13 protein-coding genes are annotated in these 12,342 nt (G+C 60.6%); all 13 read right to left on the reverse strand.

Annotated elements, in window-relative coordinates; translation table 11 throughout:
* Position 1: 1 nt before the first annotated feature.
* The 13 genes from GOV80_RS06195 to GOV80_RS06250 all read right to left on the reverse strand — a co-directional run bounded on the left by GOV80_RS06195 (position 2) and on the right by GOV80_RS06250 (position 12,310).
* On the reverse strand, positions 2 to 2,179 hold the full coding sequence (locus GOV80_RS06195) for a NosR/NirI family protein (RefSeq protein WP_170783275.1): 2,178 nt from the start codon (positions 2,177 to 2,179) through the stop codon (positions 2 to 4).
* Positions 2,170 to 2,634 carry a DUF2946 family protein gene (locus GOV80_RS22635; RefSeq protein WP_331252105.1) on the reverse strand — a complete coding sequence of 155 codons (465 nt, stop codon included), beginning with the start codon at positions 2,632 to 2,634 and terminating at the stop codon, positions 2,170 to 2,172. The genes GOV80_RS06195 and GOV80_RS22635 overlap by 10 nt, the downstream gene beginning before the upstream one ends.
* 91 nt (positions 2,635 to 2,725) lie before the next feature.
* Positions 2,726 to 2,989 carry a hypothetical protein gene (locus tag GOV80_RS06200; RefSeq protein ID WP_170783276.1) on the reverse strand — a complete coding sequence of 88 codons (264 nt, stop codon included), beginning with the start codon at positions 2,987 to 2,989 and terminating at the stop codon, positions 2,726 to 2,728.
* Positions 2,946 to 4,499 carry a nitrite reductase gene (locus GOV80_RS06205; RefSeq protein WP_170783277.1) on the reverse strand — a complete coding sequence of 518 codons (1,554 nt, stop codon included), beginning with the start codon at positions 4,497 to 4,499 and terminating at the stop codon, positions 2,946 to 2,948. The genes GOV80_RS06200 and GOV80_RS06205 overlap by 44 nt, the downstream gene beginning before the upstream one ends.
* Positions 4,474 to 5,688 carry a heme d1 biosynthesis radical SAM protein NirJ gene (nirJ, locus tag GOV80_RS06210; RefSeq protein WP_170783278.1) on the reverse strand — a complete coding sequence of 405 codons (1,215 nt, stop codon included), beginning with the start codon at positions 5,686 to 5,688 and terminating at the stop codon, positions 4,474 to 4,476. The genes GOV80_RS06205 and nirJ overlap by 26 nt, the downstream gene beginning before the upstream one ends.
* A 5-nt stretch (positions 5,689 to 5,693) precedes the next feature.
* Complete coding sequence (gene ahbB / locus GOV80_RS06215) at positions 5,694 to 6,176, reverse strand: siroheme decarboxylase subunit beta (protein ID WP_170783279.1); 483 nt, start codon at positions 6,174 to 6,176, stop codon at positions 5,694 to 5,696.
* On the reverse strand, positions 6,173 to 6,622 hold the full coding sequence (locus GOV80_RS06220; protein ID WP_170783280.1) for an Lrp/AsnC family transcriptional regulator: 450 nt from the start codon (positions 6,620 to 6,622) through the stop codon (positions 6,173 to 6,175). The genes ahbB (GOV80_RS06215) and GOV80_RS06220 overlap by 4 nt, the downstream gene beginning before the upstream one ends.
* Positions 6,619 to 7,608 carry a siroheme decarboxylase subunit beta gene (ahbB, locus tag GOV80_RS06225; protein ID WP_170783281.1) on the reverse strand — a complete coding sequence of 330 codons (990 nt, stop codon included), beginning with the start codon at positions 7,606 to 7,608 and terminating at the stop codon, positions 6,619 to 6,621. Before ahbB (GOV80_RS06225) ends, GOV80_RS06220 begins: the two co-directional genes overlap by 4 nt.
* Before the next feature lies 1 nt (position 7,609).
* The gene (locus tag GOV80_RS06230) at positions 7,610 to 8,755 is read right to left on the reverse strand and encodes a cytochrome D1 domain-containing protein (RefSeq protein ID WP_170783282.1); all 1,146 of its coding nucleotides are present in this window, start codon (positions 8,753 to 8,755) and stop codon (positions 7,610 to 7,612) included.
* Entirely contained in the window at positions 8,752 to 9,126 is a 375-nt protein-coding gene (locus GOV80_RS06235) for a c-type cytochrome (protein WP_237215678.1), read from the reverse strand. The genes GOV80_RS06230 and GOV80_RS06235 overlap by 4 nt, the downstream gene beginning before the upstream one ends.
* On the reverse strand, positions 9,119 to 9,880 hold the full coding sequence (gene cobA, locus GOV80_RS06240; RefSeq protein WP_170771884.1) for a uroporphyrinogen-III C-methyltransferase: 762 nt from the start codon (positions 9,878 to 9,880) through the stop codon (positions 9,119 to 9,121). Before cobA ends, GOV80_RS06235 begins: the two co-directional genes overlap by 8 nt.
* A 189-nt stretch (positions 9,881 to 10,069) precedes the next feature.
* Complete coding sequence (locus GOV80_RS06245; RefSeq protein ID WP_170783283.1) at positions 10,070 to 10,471, reverse strand: cupredoxin domain-containing protein; 402 nt, start codon at positions 10,469 to 10,471, stop codon at positions 10,070 to 10,072.
* Positions 10,472 to 10,525: 54 nt separating this feature from the next.
* Positions 10,526 to 12,310 (reverse strand): NapC/NirT family cytochrome c, encoded by a 1,785-nt coding sequence (locus GOV80_RS06250; protein WP_214647966.1) that lies wholly within the window; start codon positions 12,308 to 12,310, stop codon positions 10,526 to 10,528.
* Positions 12,311 to 12,342: the final 32 nt, after the last annotated feature.

Here is a 12,342-nt window from a genome sequence, read left to right on the forward strand (position 1 = left end):
ATCAAGAAACGGTTTGCGGTTTGGCGTTCGGATGGTTCGCCGGTGGTTGTCCGAGTGGAGTCTTCATCTGCACCGACCCTGTCTTGGCCCGCCGTTTCAACTGGCGGATAACGACGGGGCATTTGTCCTCGGACTGATAGAGCACCTGACAATGCAGGCAGGTGACGCACTCGTTAGGGTTAATCTCACCGGTGGGGTGGATTGCCTGAACGGGGCATTCATTGGCGCAGGTTTGACAGGGGGTGCCGCAATCCTTGTAGCGGCGCAGCCAGTCGAACATGCGAATACGGGCCGGGATCGCCAGCGCACCGCCCAACGGGCACAGATAGCGGCAGTAGAACCGTTCGATGAACAGCCCGATCCCCAGCAAGGCCAGCGCAAAGACCACGAAAGGCCAGTCTCGCATGAATTTCAGGATGATCGCGGTCTTGAACGGCTCGACCTCGGCATAGGTTTCGGCCAGCGGGATCGAGACAAAGCTGATCCCGAACAGCACTAGGAAGATCATGTATTTTGCTGGCCAGAGCCGTTCGTTCAGACCCCAAGGCAAGATCCATTGCGGCACCTTGAAGGCCCGCGCGATCTTGTTGGTCAGCTCTTGCAGTGCACCGAACGGGCACAGCCAGCCGCAATAGGCCCCGCGTCCCCAAAACAGCAGCGCGGCGGCGACGGCGAACCACTGGATGAACACCAGCGGGTCCAGCAGGAAGGCATCCCACGAGAAGCCCGTGCGCAGGCTGCCCGCCAGCGCCATAAGGTTCACCACGCTCAGCTGCGCATTGGCGTACCAACCGATGAAGAACAGCGTCATGGTCAGGAAACTGATGCGGAACCAGTAGAACACGCGTGCATTCATGGTGGCGTGGAACTGGAAGAAGAAGGTCGCCGTCAGCACCAGCAGCATCGCGCCGAGGATCACGATCTCAACCACGCGGTCTTTCCAGATGCGCTGCCACAGCGCAGCCTTTGCCGCAGCCTCACCGCTGGCGTCATCGACGACCACGGTGGCCGCAACGGGCAGCAGATAGTGTTCGGGTAATCTGTAGCCCAGATCGAAGGTCAGAAAGGTCTTTTCGACCGCGCCAACAGCCCGCTGCGCCAGCAGTTGCAGGCGGAAGGGTTCGGCCGGGTCGAATTCAGCCTCGGCGGGGATCTTGAAGATGTCCAGTTCCGTGAAGCTGGGCGCATCCGGTGCTGCAACCTCGCCCAGACGGCGCTGCTGCTTGTCAAAGAACCGCACCGAATTGTCGCCTTGGATCAGCTGAATACGGTCGAAAATCCCGCCCCGGACATAGCCCGATCCCTTGAAGCTGTAGGCCCCACGTCCCAGCACCAGAATGGCCTGCTCGCCCTCGCCCAGCCAGTCGACCATGTTCTGATATTCGGCCTCGCCCAGCAGCGACTTGCCGATCGACGGCACCGAGACCAGTGCCAAATGCATGTCGATATAGGTGTCATCGGGTTCACCGGGTTCGGGGCGTTTGATCGCGCGCTGATCGCCCGTCGCCTCAAACGCGGCATTGACCTGCCCGATATCCAGCGTCAGTCGCCGGATTGAGCCGTCGCCCGACAGCGTCGTCCAGTCATAGATGGCGTCCTGCGCCATATCGACCTCGCGCTTGGGCCCGTCGGCCTGCGCCGGTGCCAATCCGCCCAACCCCAACGCGCGCGCCACCTTGATGCCACCACGCACAAGGCTGTCGTCGATCACCATGATCGTGACGGTCGCGCCCGAGATAATATCAAGGTCATGCCCCTCACCGCCCGTCTCGGCCTCAACCTTCAGGTCCAGCCCGGCATAGCCTTCGGTCAGCTCAACCATGCGCGCATTGGGAATGCCGATCAGCACGATCGGCTCCGAGTGTTTGACCAGTTGCACCCCGGTCAACACCGCCTCGTCATTGATGGCAGCAACCACGTGGATCGGCTTGCCGGAATATCCGGTGGTGCCCACGAAATCGGATGTTAGGAACGCCCAGGCCACCGTCTCGCCTCCTTTCAGAACGGGGGCAACCATGACGTCCTCGCGCACCGGGCCAAAGGCATCGGCACCGGGCACCAAATCGGCAGGCTCAATCTCGGGCAGAAAGCTGGCGAGGCTGTCGGCATGGGCGCTGATCGCCATCAGGCAGGACAGGGTGAAGGCCAGCAGGGCTTGGAATGCGCGACTTACGACCATGGCGCACCTCCGATACTTTGAGTAGACGCCATGGAAGCGCGCGGGGCGCGTTCAGTTGTTTTTAGGTTTGCGTGCGGGGGCCCTCGGGTTTCAGGCCACAAGCGGGCCTGATCATGGGGTTGGTTCTGATCGGCGCACCGGTACAGGGCGAGGCCGGCCTTCTGGGATAGGACCAGATGAGGCTGATCGGGCAACTGCGCCAGCGTGGTGACGGCACACAAGGTGCAATCGGCGCATTTCGGGCAGGGCGCGGTCGGGTCATCGGTCTCCTCCTCAAGGTCCACCTGAACCCAAACCGCCCCCGCCTCCGAGCAGATCTCCACCCATATGCTTTGACCGGGACTCGCCAGAACCGGGCCAAGCATTTGCAACAGCAGAAGAAGGGTGCCCGCCCATGCACAAGCCACGCGGGACGCGCGAACAGGGAGGTTGTGCAGAGGGTTAGAGGCGGGCATAGAGAATCCAACTCGGTATTCTTTTCCAGAGTTCTAGGGGAATCTCTCGGACCGATACTTGACTTCTGTTAGGTGCGAAGGTTTTCGCGACTTAGCCGTCGGCCTCATCCATCAGTCCACGCAGCCAACGACCCGCCAGCCAACTTGCAGGCACGCCCAACGGCACTGACCAGATCAGCGCTGTCACCGGGGGAATGACCGCAAAACCAAGGGTATGCGCGATCAACCCAGCCAAAAACAGGTTGATGGCCACGGTCAAAGCCGTGGCCGGGTAAAGCAGGATGGACAGTTTCCAGACCGGCCAGCGCCCGTCAGTGGCTGGTGCCTTCCGAGAAGGTGATTTTGTTCCAGACATTATATTTTCCAGACGGTTTGCGCATCGGCAGGCGGCGGACCTCTTCCAGCGTCTGCGCATCATAGACGATCACTGCGCCATCATCCTCCCAGATCGACACCAGAGCGTGGCTGCCATCCTTGGTGAACTCCACATGCGCCACGGTCTTGCCGGGGGCAGGGCGCAGGGTCTTCACGATCTCAAGGCTCTGCTTGTCGATTACATGCATGACATCCTTGTTAGTGCCAAAGAACACATCGGTCCAGACGTAAGGCGAGTTCTCATGGCTGCGCATGAAGAACCCCGGCCCTTCGGTCTTGATCCGTTTGACGGTCTCCCAGCTTTTCATGTCGATCACTGACACCGTGCCATCGGTAAGATGCGGTGTGGCCATAACGGTTGTGTCGCCATGCTGCCATGTGATGCCCGATCCCAGATGCGGCATGCCCGGCAGGTCCAGATCAGCCACCTTGTGCCCGATTACCAGATCAATCACCTGTCCACCCTTGCCATCGCGCGAGGCGCCCATAACGTATTCATAGCTCTGGTCGAAAAAGAAATCGTCCAGATAATCCGGCGTGGTGATCTTGCGCACCGGGAACGGGTCAGGATTTTTGAACTGGCCCTCGATGCGGAAATCATGGCCCAGCCCGAATTGCGGCGGGTTGGCACCGTAGAAGACCTCCCAAATTTCGGGCACGTCTTTCAGCGCCAGCACGAAGCTTTCACGCGGCGGCGCCTGATACACGGCCGAGACTCGGCTGGGCACACCCTTTTTGCTTTTCACTTCGATAACCGACGCCACCGAAAGATTCTCGGTCGATAGCAACGTCAACGAATTGGGCAGATAGTTCGCCACGGCTACCCATTTGCCATCGCCTGACATTGCAATGTTGCGGCTGTTCAGGCCCGCGCGCACGCGCCCCACCTGTTTCAGCGCCCAGATGTCGTATTTCTGCACCCAGCCATCGCGGGACATGATGAACACATAGCGCCCATCGGGGCTGAATTTCGGCCCGCCATGCACGGCAAACGGCGTCTCAAACCGGTCCAGAACCTCGAACGTGTCGCCGTCCAGCACGCTGACATGGTGATCGCCGGTCTCAACCGCCAGAGTGATGTTCATCGGATCACTGTCCCAGATCGGCGCATCGACAGGGACATAGTCATCGTCCAGTGTACGGCTGGCCATGATATCGGCTGCACCCCACTCGGGGTCCGTCTCCAACGGGGATTTCAACCAACCCGCCAATTCTTCGATCTGCAAGGCATCCAGCTCATGGGCAAAGGCAGGCATCTGAGTGGCCGTGCGTCCTTCGGCAATCACGGCAGCCACGCGGGGGCCGCGCATCCGTTTCAACGTCTCGGGGATCAGCGCCGGGCCAACGCCGCCCAAGCGGCTCTCGCCATGGCACGAGGCGCAGTATTCCGCGTAATCCGAAGGCGCGTCAGCCCATGAGGTGCCCGCAAGTAGCAGGGCGCACAGCGCGCTGATTTTCAGAGTGTCAGAAGAATTGATGCGCCGGATCATGACGTTTCCCCCGGAATGGCGTCACTTGCAGCCGCTCTAGCGCATCTTCGACACCGATTTCTTGATTGCTCAGGTAACAGGCCGGATCTTCGGCCCAGGGATCGCCGGTCAGTTGCAAAGCCCGGATACGAGTATTGCCACCACAGACGTCCTTCAACGTGCATGCCCCGCAGCGTCCCTTCAGCGGACGCGGGCGGGTGCGTAACATGGCGAGCATCGGATCATTGCTGGTCCACAGCTCGGAAAACGGTTTGGTTTTCACATTTCCGACCGTGTAATCGGACCAATAGGTGTCCGGATGCACGCGGCCCAGATTGTCGATATTGGCCACGCCCAACCCGCTGGAGTTTCCGCCCCAGGCCGCCAGATGATCCCGCACATGGGCGGCTTTGTCCGCGTCGAACCGCGCGCGCACCCAATTCAGGAAATAGCCTGCATCAGCGTCGTTATTGCCGGTGACGATGTCCAGAGGACGCCGGCCAGACGCCGCCTCCCACGCACGGTCCAGCAACAGGTCCAAGCCCTTGCGCGTGCGCAGATGTTCGGCATCTTCGCCCCGGTTCTTGTCGCCGCGCCCGGCATAGACCAGATGGGACAGATAGAACTTGTCCACGCCTTCGTCGTTGCACAGTTGCAGCAGATCGGGCAGGTGGTGCTGGGTGCCCTCGGTCAGGCAGAAGCGCAGACCCACCTTGATACCGCGCTTTTTGCATTCGCGCACACCGCGCAAGGCATCGGCAAAGGCACCTTCAACGCCGCGGAACCAGTCATTCGTGGCGCCGAGCCCATCTAGTGAGATGCCCACATAGTTGAACCCCACATCGGCGATCATGTCGGCTGTCTCATCGTAAATCCGCGTGCCATTGGTGGACAGCGCCAGCATCGGCACCAGATCGCGGGCGCGTTTGGCGATGTCGAAGAAATCGAACCTGTCCAGCGGCTCACCACCCGAGAGGATTAGGGCCGGGACGCGAAACTGGCCCAAATCCTCAAGGGTGACCATGGCTTGAGCGTGACTGAGCTCGCCAGGGAACGCCACATCCGCCGAGACGGTATAACAATGGCGGCATTTCAGGTTGCAGCGCCGAGTCAGGTTCCAGATCACCACCGGCTTCACCGGGCCGGTGCGGCGCGGGCGTACCGGGGTCGGGGCGACCAGTTGATGCATGTATTCGGTCAGGCGGAACATGGTCCTCAGCCTTTCTGTTTCAGGCGCAGCCCAGTCTTTTTCAGGATGCGTGTGGAATAGAGGATATCCTGCGCCCGGCAGGCATCACCCAGGATAGCGGCAATCTCCGCGCGCTTTTCCTCGACCTCGATCGGGTCCGATCCATGGACCATGGCGAACAGGTTATAGGGCCAGTCGGGCAGGGCGCGGGGGCGTTCATAGCAATGGGTCACAAAAGCCAGCAGTCCGATCTGCGGGCCCAGATCGGCAACCCGCGTATCCTCGACATCCCAGACGGTCATTCCGTTCGATGTCATGCCCAACTTGTAGTGATTGGCCGCCGCGGCAATGCGCCGGATCACGCCACGCGATTTCATATCGGCCAGGCGGAACAGAAGATCGTCTTCTTCCAACCCCAGATTATCGGCAACTTGCCTATAGGGAGCGGGAACCAAAGGCAAACCGCCTTGCAGCGCTTCGACAATCTCTCGTTCTTTTGCGTCAATCATGCTGCTACCCGGAAACCGATGAAGAATTCCTGAAGTTTGGGAAATTGCAGGACCGTGATCCCGGTATCCCGTTCGATGGCCTCGGCTGCCGTTGCGATCCCCTCGGGCGTCTCGGTCGCAAGAACGAACCACACGTTCAGCCGGTGCGTACGCTCATAATTATGCGCCACCTCGGGATGTGCATTGACTTTGGTCAGGACGGTTTCGAATTCCTGCGCAGGCACGGCCATGGCGCAGAGGCAAAAGGCACCACCCATTGCGGCTGCGTCAAAGAAAGGTCCGAACCGGGTTATGACGCGGTCCTCTTTCATGTGGCCCAACCGGGCCAGCAGGTCGGATTCCTCGATCCCCAACTCGTCGGCAATCGCTGCATAGGGGTGCGAGGTCAGCGGCAGGTCATCTTGCATCCGGTTCAGGATCGCGCGGTCGGTGTCATCCAGCATCATGCGGCCACCTCTTTGGCTTGGATCAACGCACCGGTCTGTTTAAAGCAACGGGTTGAGAACAGAACTTTGTGCTTGGTTCCCGACAGTTCGGGTAGCGCTGAGGCCCCGGCCAGAATCTCCAGAGCCTCGGTGCGTGAACGCGCATGGATCATGGAATAAAGACGATAGGGCCAGACGCCTTCGACGGGGTTGCGCTCGTAGCACAAGGTCACACCGGGATGGGCGGCCAGTGCGGGCCCTGCTGTTTCGACCCGTTCGGCGGGCATGTCCCAGACCACCATCGCATTGGCCGACCATCCGAGTGCGCGGTGGCGCACGATGACGCCCAGCCGGGAAATGATACCAGCCGCGTGCAGAACTCTGATCCGGTTCATAACCTGAGCGGGATTGCATCCCAGCGCATGTGCCAGCAAAGCATAGGGTTTGGCCACCAGAGGCAAACCGGAACTGAGTGCTTGCAACACGGAGCGGTCGCCATCCCGCATGACTGAACGGTCAACGCGGCGCGGGCCAGGCACTTGGCGCGCCGCGCCGGACATGCGGAAGCCCAGATCGACGTTGAACGGGCGCACCAACCGCAGGTCCAGAACGCGTAACCCGGTGCGCCGGGAAATCCGTGCCAGCGTCTCGTTTACATGCGTGCGGTCTGGGCCAGTGGCCACAAACCACAGGTTCCACTCATCCTCGCGCTGGTAGTTGTGGTTAACGCCGGGTTCCGCGTCTATCAGCGCGGCCACCTCTTCTAAACGGCTCTCCGGAGCGGCGACGGCTGCCAAGGTGCTGGCCGAAACTGCGCCCGGCGCAATTGTAGCTCCAACCCGCGTGATCCGTCCGGTTTTGCGCATCCGCTCCAGACGATCCAGAACTTCGGATTCTTCCAGACCCAGAGTATCTGCCAAAACCTGAAACGGACGTTCCGTGACAGGAAAATCGCGTTGAAACTCATCCAGCAGGCGGCGATCAATCGGGTCGGTGATATGTATCATCTCACAGCCCCGTTTTGTGTGCACGTGCGGTGAAGAAGATGCCGGATGGGCTGTCGGCCTCGATCTCGCGTAGTTTCTCGAAGCTTTGCGTGTCGTAGACCATGACCTTGTTGGCATCGCGCACGCTGATCCAGACCTCATGTCCGCGCGGAGTGAATTCCATATGCAGCACGGCGGGTCCTGGTTTGAATTCGTGGATGATCTCTTTGCTGACGCCGTCGATCACCTGAACCGTGTCGTTCAGCGGGTGGGCAAAGTTCACCCAGACCTGCCGCCCGTCAGGACGTGCCATGGCAAAAACCGGTTGGCCGTGCGTCTGTGTGCGACCGGTCTCGGTCAGGGTGTCGGCGTCGATCCACAGTACCTCGTGATGACCCACGGCGGGCAGCACGAATTCGCGGCCCGACAGCGCCCAACCTTCCAGATGAGGCATCTTGTAAACTGGCATTTCCTCTTGCCCGCGTCCGTAATTGGGCAGCACGCGGATGGGTTCGGGCGTCTCGGCCCACAAGTCCAGCGCAGTCAGACCGTCCTCGCCAAACAGGCCGGTGATATAGGTGCGGCCATTGGCGGTGATCAGCGCGTCATAGGGGTTTTTGCCCATGTTGGTGATCTTGGTGATCGCCGGGTCACCCTTGGAGAAATCGGCAATCCAGGTCTCGCCCGTGTCCCACATGGTGAACACGAACCGGCGGCCAGGCGCGTCGACCAGACCGATGGTTTTGCTGTCGGTGGGGATGTCGGCGACCATCTCCAGCGTATCCGCATCAAAGACCCGCACACCGCCGGGTTCATAGTTGGATACGGCGACCAGTTTGCCATCGTCCGAAATCGCGCCGCCGATGGCGTTGCCCGCCTGCACGACGCGGTTCACGATCTGGCGGGTGACGATATCAACCTTGGTCAGCCCTCCGTCACGCCCGAACACATAGGCAAAGCGTTCGTCGGGCGAATAGACCAGCGAGGCATGGGACAGGTCGCCCAGCCCTTCGATCCGGGCCAGCGCGGCGCGGTCGGATTGATCGACCAGCAGGACCGAGCCCTTGGCCCGTTCGATCACAAGGCCCAGATCTCCGGTGGCTGTGGGTTCGGCCTGCGCCGTGGTCATCAAGAGGGTCGCGGCAAGGGTGAGGATGAGGTGTTTCATTGGGTCTCCTGTTGCAACAGGTAACGGGCGATCCATTCGGCTTCTTCTTCACTGATCAAGGGTCGCCATGGGGGCATTGCGGTGTCTGGGATGCCGTCAAGGATCACGCCTGTCAGAATTTCGGCGTCATAGTGTTCAAGATTTTGAGGTCGGAGATCGGGCCCAAGTCCACCTTTTAGCGACAGCCCGTGGCACGAGCCGCAATCTTGGTGGACCAGCCGTTTCAGGGCGTTGGGGTCCAGCGTGTCGGCGGCAAAGGCGGTTGTGGCCACAAGCACGGCGGTTGTCAGAGCGGCGCGCGCGGTCCAGCCTGCACTGCGGGTCGTCGCGACGTCGCGAAACCCTGGTCGGCGATGGGCGAGACTAGCCATGTGCTTGCTCCAACAGCTCTGCCAAAGGCTTTTCGGCATAAAGCGAAACCACTTTGCCGATGATGAACAGCGTAGGCGCTTTCAGATCAGCCTCGCGCACATCCGCCGCCAACCGATCCAGCCGGGACACCATGCGGCGCTCATTCGGGGTCGTCGCTTTGCCGACAGCCAGAACCGGGGTTGATCCGGGCAGGTTCTCGGTCATTAGGCCTATGGCGATCTGGCCGATATTGGCGACGCCCATATAAACAACCAATGTCGAGTCCGGGTCGGCCAGCCGTTTCCAGTCAAGATCCAGCACCTTGTCGGCCTGCCGGTGCCCGGTGACATATTGCACCGACGTAGCAATCCCGCGATGGGTAAGCGGCACGCCAGTGGAGCACGATGCCCCCTGCGCCGCCGTAATCCCCGGCGCGTATTCGACAGGAATGCCACGGTCCATCAGATAGGCGGCCTCTTCAGAGCCACGGCCAAAGATCATGGGATCGCCGCCCTTAAGGCGCGCGACTGTGTGACCGGCGCGGGCTTCGTCGACGAGGATTTCATTGATCCGATCTTGCGGCACCGTATGGCATTTGGGCGCCTTACCCACGGGGACTAACCGCGCGCCATCCGCGTGCAGGTTCAAAATATCGGCCGAAACAAGACGGTCGTACACAACCACATCCGCTTCCTTCAGCATCCGCAGCGCACGCAGAGTCATCAGCTCGGGGTCGCCGGGGCCTGCGCCAATCAGAAAAACCTTACCGCTCATGTGCTAACTCGCTTGATCTGAATGTAGTCGGAACCCGGAATCGCGCTGCGTGTCTGGGACGTTGCTGGGCAGGCCGGGCGTGTCTTGCCCCAAGGTTCCCGCATTCTCGGCCGCCTTGCCTTGACTAAAGTTAAGGAGCGCGGGATTTGCGCCCGCGCTCCTTTGTTCTGCCTGCATGGTTGCCTCGGCTCAGGGTTCGACGGTGATCATTCCGATCATGTTCTGTGTCTCCCAATGCGGTCCGCACAGGTAGTCCTGCGGGCCGGGGGTGAGGAAGGTCAGATCAACCGATTCCTCGGGGAAAAGCCGGTCGCTTTCGGGCTCGCTGCCATCTTTCAGCAACACCGAATGGCTGGTGCGCTTGTCCACATTGACCCAGCGCACCGTGGTCCCGGGTTTGACCGTCAGGTCGACCGGGCAGAAGGTGTATTTGTACATCAACACCACCTCGGCATCCTCGACCGCGGATGAGGGCTGGCCGAACAGCTCGACATAGCGGTCTTCGGCTTCGGCGCAGAGTTCGGCAGTGTCATCCGCCCATGCGGGCGCAGCCAGAAGCAGCAGGGCGGGAAGAAGGTGTTGGGGTTTCATCGTCCAAATCTCCTCTTCTTTGGGGAAGGGGCCGGATCGTCCGGCCCCTGCCGTTTACTGTTTAACCACGTTGATGAACGCGCTGTCGTCGTCTAGCGCCAGGCTGGTATCCAGCGTCACGTGGTGGAACCGGGCGGCGGCAAAATCATCGTGGATTGCAAAACCGACGGTGTAGGTTTTGCCTGCTTCCAGTAGCACATCCCCCGGTGCGCCCGAGTTCAGCGGACGGGTAAAGACCACCGTCCACATTCCGCCGTCCAGGCTGGCCGAGGCGGCAATCTCGCCGTCATTGACCACGCGTTGCTCCAACAGATAACCGTTGCTAGCGCTGCCATCGGCATAGACGCGCATCAAGTCCAAATAGGTGCCATCAGCCAGATATTGCTCGATCTGTTCAGCCGCGTGCAGCTTGTCCCAACCACCCAGAGGCTTGCCCCGGCGGCCTTTGGTGTCGATCTCGGTCCGGCTTTCACTGATATACTTAGTCACTGTGTCCTGAGCGGCCAGACGGCCCGAGACATCCGCATTTGCTGCAATCTCCTCGGCGCCCGGATCAAAGGGCATATAGGTGTTGTCCGCGTGGCACGAGGCCCAGCAACCCACCTGATCGCCCATTTCGATACCGGTGCCGGTGATCATCATGGCCACCTTGATCTGGTTGTCGGGGTCCATCTTTCCACCATCCACGAACGGGGCAGGGCTGTGGCCCGCATCCGGCCATTGCAGGCGGATATAGAGGTTCTCATCATCATGGGCCGCCTGCACGGTTGCGTCGATCACACCGCGTTTTCCGGGGATCGGTGTCGGTTCAAGCTCTCCCCCGGCAACAATCTTGTTGCCGATCGCGTCCAGCTCGGCGGCGTGACAGGTCGTGCATTTGTCGCCGCCCTTGGTCAAAGGCCGTGCGCCCCCATGTGATCGACCATTCTGCACCCATTCGAACGAGGCTTGACCCGGATAGAACAGTTTCATGTCAGCGCTGGCGACCGCATTCCAGTCGATATTCGTGCCGACATCGCTGCCACCCTCAGCGGGCGCGGCGGCCTCTTCGCCAGCGGCTTTGGCCCGTTCCTCGGCCACAGCTGCATCTACAGCTGCTGCGATCTGGGCCTGCACCGCCTCTTGCTGCGCAACACGTGCAGCTTTTTCAGCCTCAGCCTCTGCCGCCTCTTTGGCTTCGATCCGTTCCAGACTGGCCAGATATTCAGCCGGTATCTCGCGGATAAAGGCCGGGTTCGGCGCCTCGAGTTCTTCCAGATACTCCTCATCCGCCCGATCACGGGCATCCGAGTGGGCAATCCCCTTGTGGCAGTCGATACAAGTCTGACCCACGGTCATCGCGTTCAAGTGCTGCTGCCGTGCGCGGGGTTTCTGGAACTCGGGCATCATGGATTCGAAATCGTGGCAGTTACGGCACTCGCGCGAGTCGGTGGCCTTCATCCGTTCCCACTCGTTCATCGCCAGATGCACGCGCTTGGCTTCGAATTTCTCGCGCGTGTTGATGGTACCGACCATCTTGCCATACAGCTCTTTAGACGCCTTGATCTTGCGGATGATCTTGTGCGTCCAGTCCTTCGGCACGTGGCAATCGGAACAGACGGCGCCGACGCCTGAACGGTTCACGTCGTGGATCGTTCCGGTGTATTCTTCGTAAACGAAATCGCGCATCTCGTGGCACGAGACGCAGAATTCCTTGGTGTTGGTCGCTTCCATGGCGGTGTTGAACCCGCCCCAGAAGATGATGCCGCCGACAAAGGCCGCGGCGATTCCAGCCACGGGCATTCCCCACAGGAAATACCGGCGCCAGATTGGTTTTTTCTTTTCCGGTTCGGAGGTCATATCCAGTCTCCGTTATGGCTTTCTTTTCTGGC

This window comes from Ruegeria lacuscaerulensis, assembly GCF_013034685.1.
Taxonomy (GTDB): domain Bacteria; phylum Pseudomonadota; class Alphaproteobacteria; order Rhodobacterales; family Rhodobacteraceae; genus Ruegeria; species Ruegeria lacuscaerulensis_B.

Excerpts from the sequence above, each read along its gene's own strand:
- GOV80_RS06195 (WP_170783275.1), bottom strand. The coding sequence starts at position 2,179 with ATGGTCGTAAGTCGCGCATTCCAAGCCCTGCTGGCCTTCACCCTGTCC.
- GOV80_RS22635 (WP_331252105.1), bottom strand. The coding sequence starts at position 2,634 with ATGCCCGCCTCTAACCCTCTGCACAACCTCCCTGTTCGCGCGTCCCGC.
- GOV80_RS06200 (WP_170783276.1), bottom strand. The coding sequence starts at position 2,989 with ATGTCTGGAACAAAATCACCTTCTCGGAAGGCACCAGCCACTGACGGG.
- GOV80_RS06205 (WP_170783277.1), bottom strand. The coding sequence starts at position 4,499 with ATGATCCGGCGCATCAATTCTTCTGACACTCTGAAAATCAGCGCGCTG.
- nirJ (WP_170783278.1), bottom strand. The coding sequence starts at position 5,688 with ATGTTCCGCCTGACCGAATACATGCATCAACTGGTCGCCCCGACCCCG.
- ahbB (WP_170783279.1), bottom strand. The coding sequence starts at position 6,176 with ATGATTGACGCAAAAGAACGAGAGATTGTCGAAGCGCTGCAAGGCGGT.
- GOV80_RS06220 (WP_170783280.1), bottom strand. The coding sequence starts at position 6,622 with ATGATGCTGGATGACACCGACCGCGCGATCCTGAACCGGATGCAAGAT.
- ahbB (WP_170783281.1), bottom strand. The coding sequence starts at position 7,608 with ATGATACATATCACCGACCCGATTGATCGCCGCCTGCTGGATGAGTTT.
- GOV80_RS06230 (WP_170783282.1), bottom strand. The coding sequence starts at position 8,755 with ATGAAACACCTCATCCTCACCCTTGCCGCGACCCTCTTGATGACCACG.
- GOV80_RS06235 (WP_237215678.1), bottom strand. The coding sequence starts at position 9,126 with ATGGCTAGTCTCGCCCATCGCCGACCAGGGTTTCGCGACGTCGCGACG.
- cobA (WP_170771884.1), bottom strand. The coding sequence starts at position 9,880 with ATGAGCGGTAAGGTTTTTCTGATTGGCGCAGGCCCCGGCGACCCCGAG.
- GOV80_RS06245 (WP_170783283.1), bottom strand. The coding sequence starts at position 10,471 with ATGAAACCCCAACACCTTCTTCCCGCCCTGCTGCTTCTGGCTGCGCCC.
- GOV80_RS06250 (WP_214647966.1), bottom strand. The coding sequence starts at position 12,310 with ATGACCTCCGAACCGGAAAAGAAAAAACCAATCTGGCGCCGGTATTTC.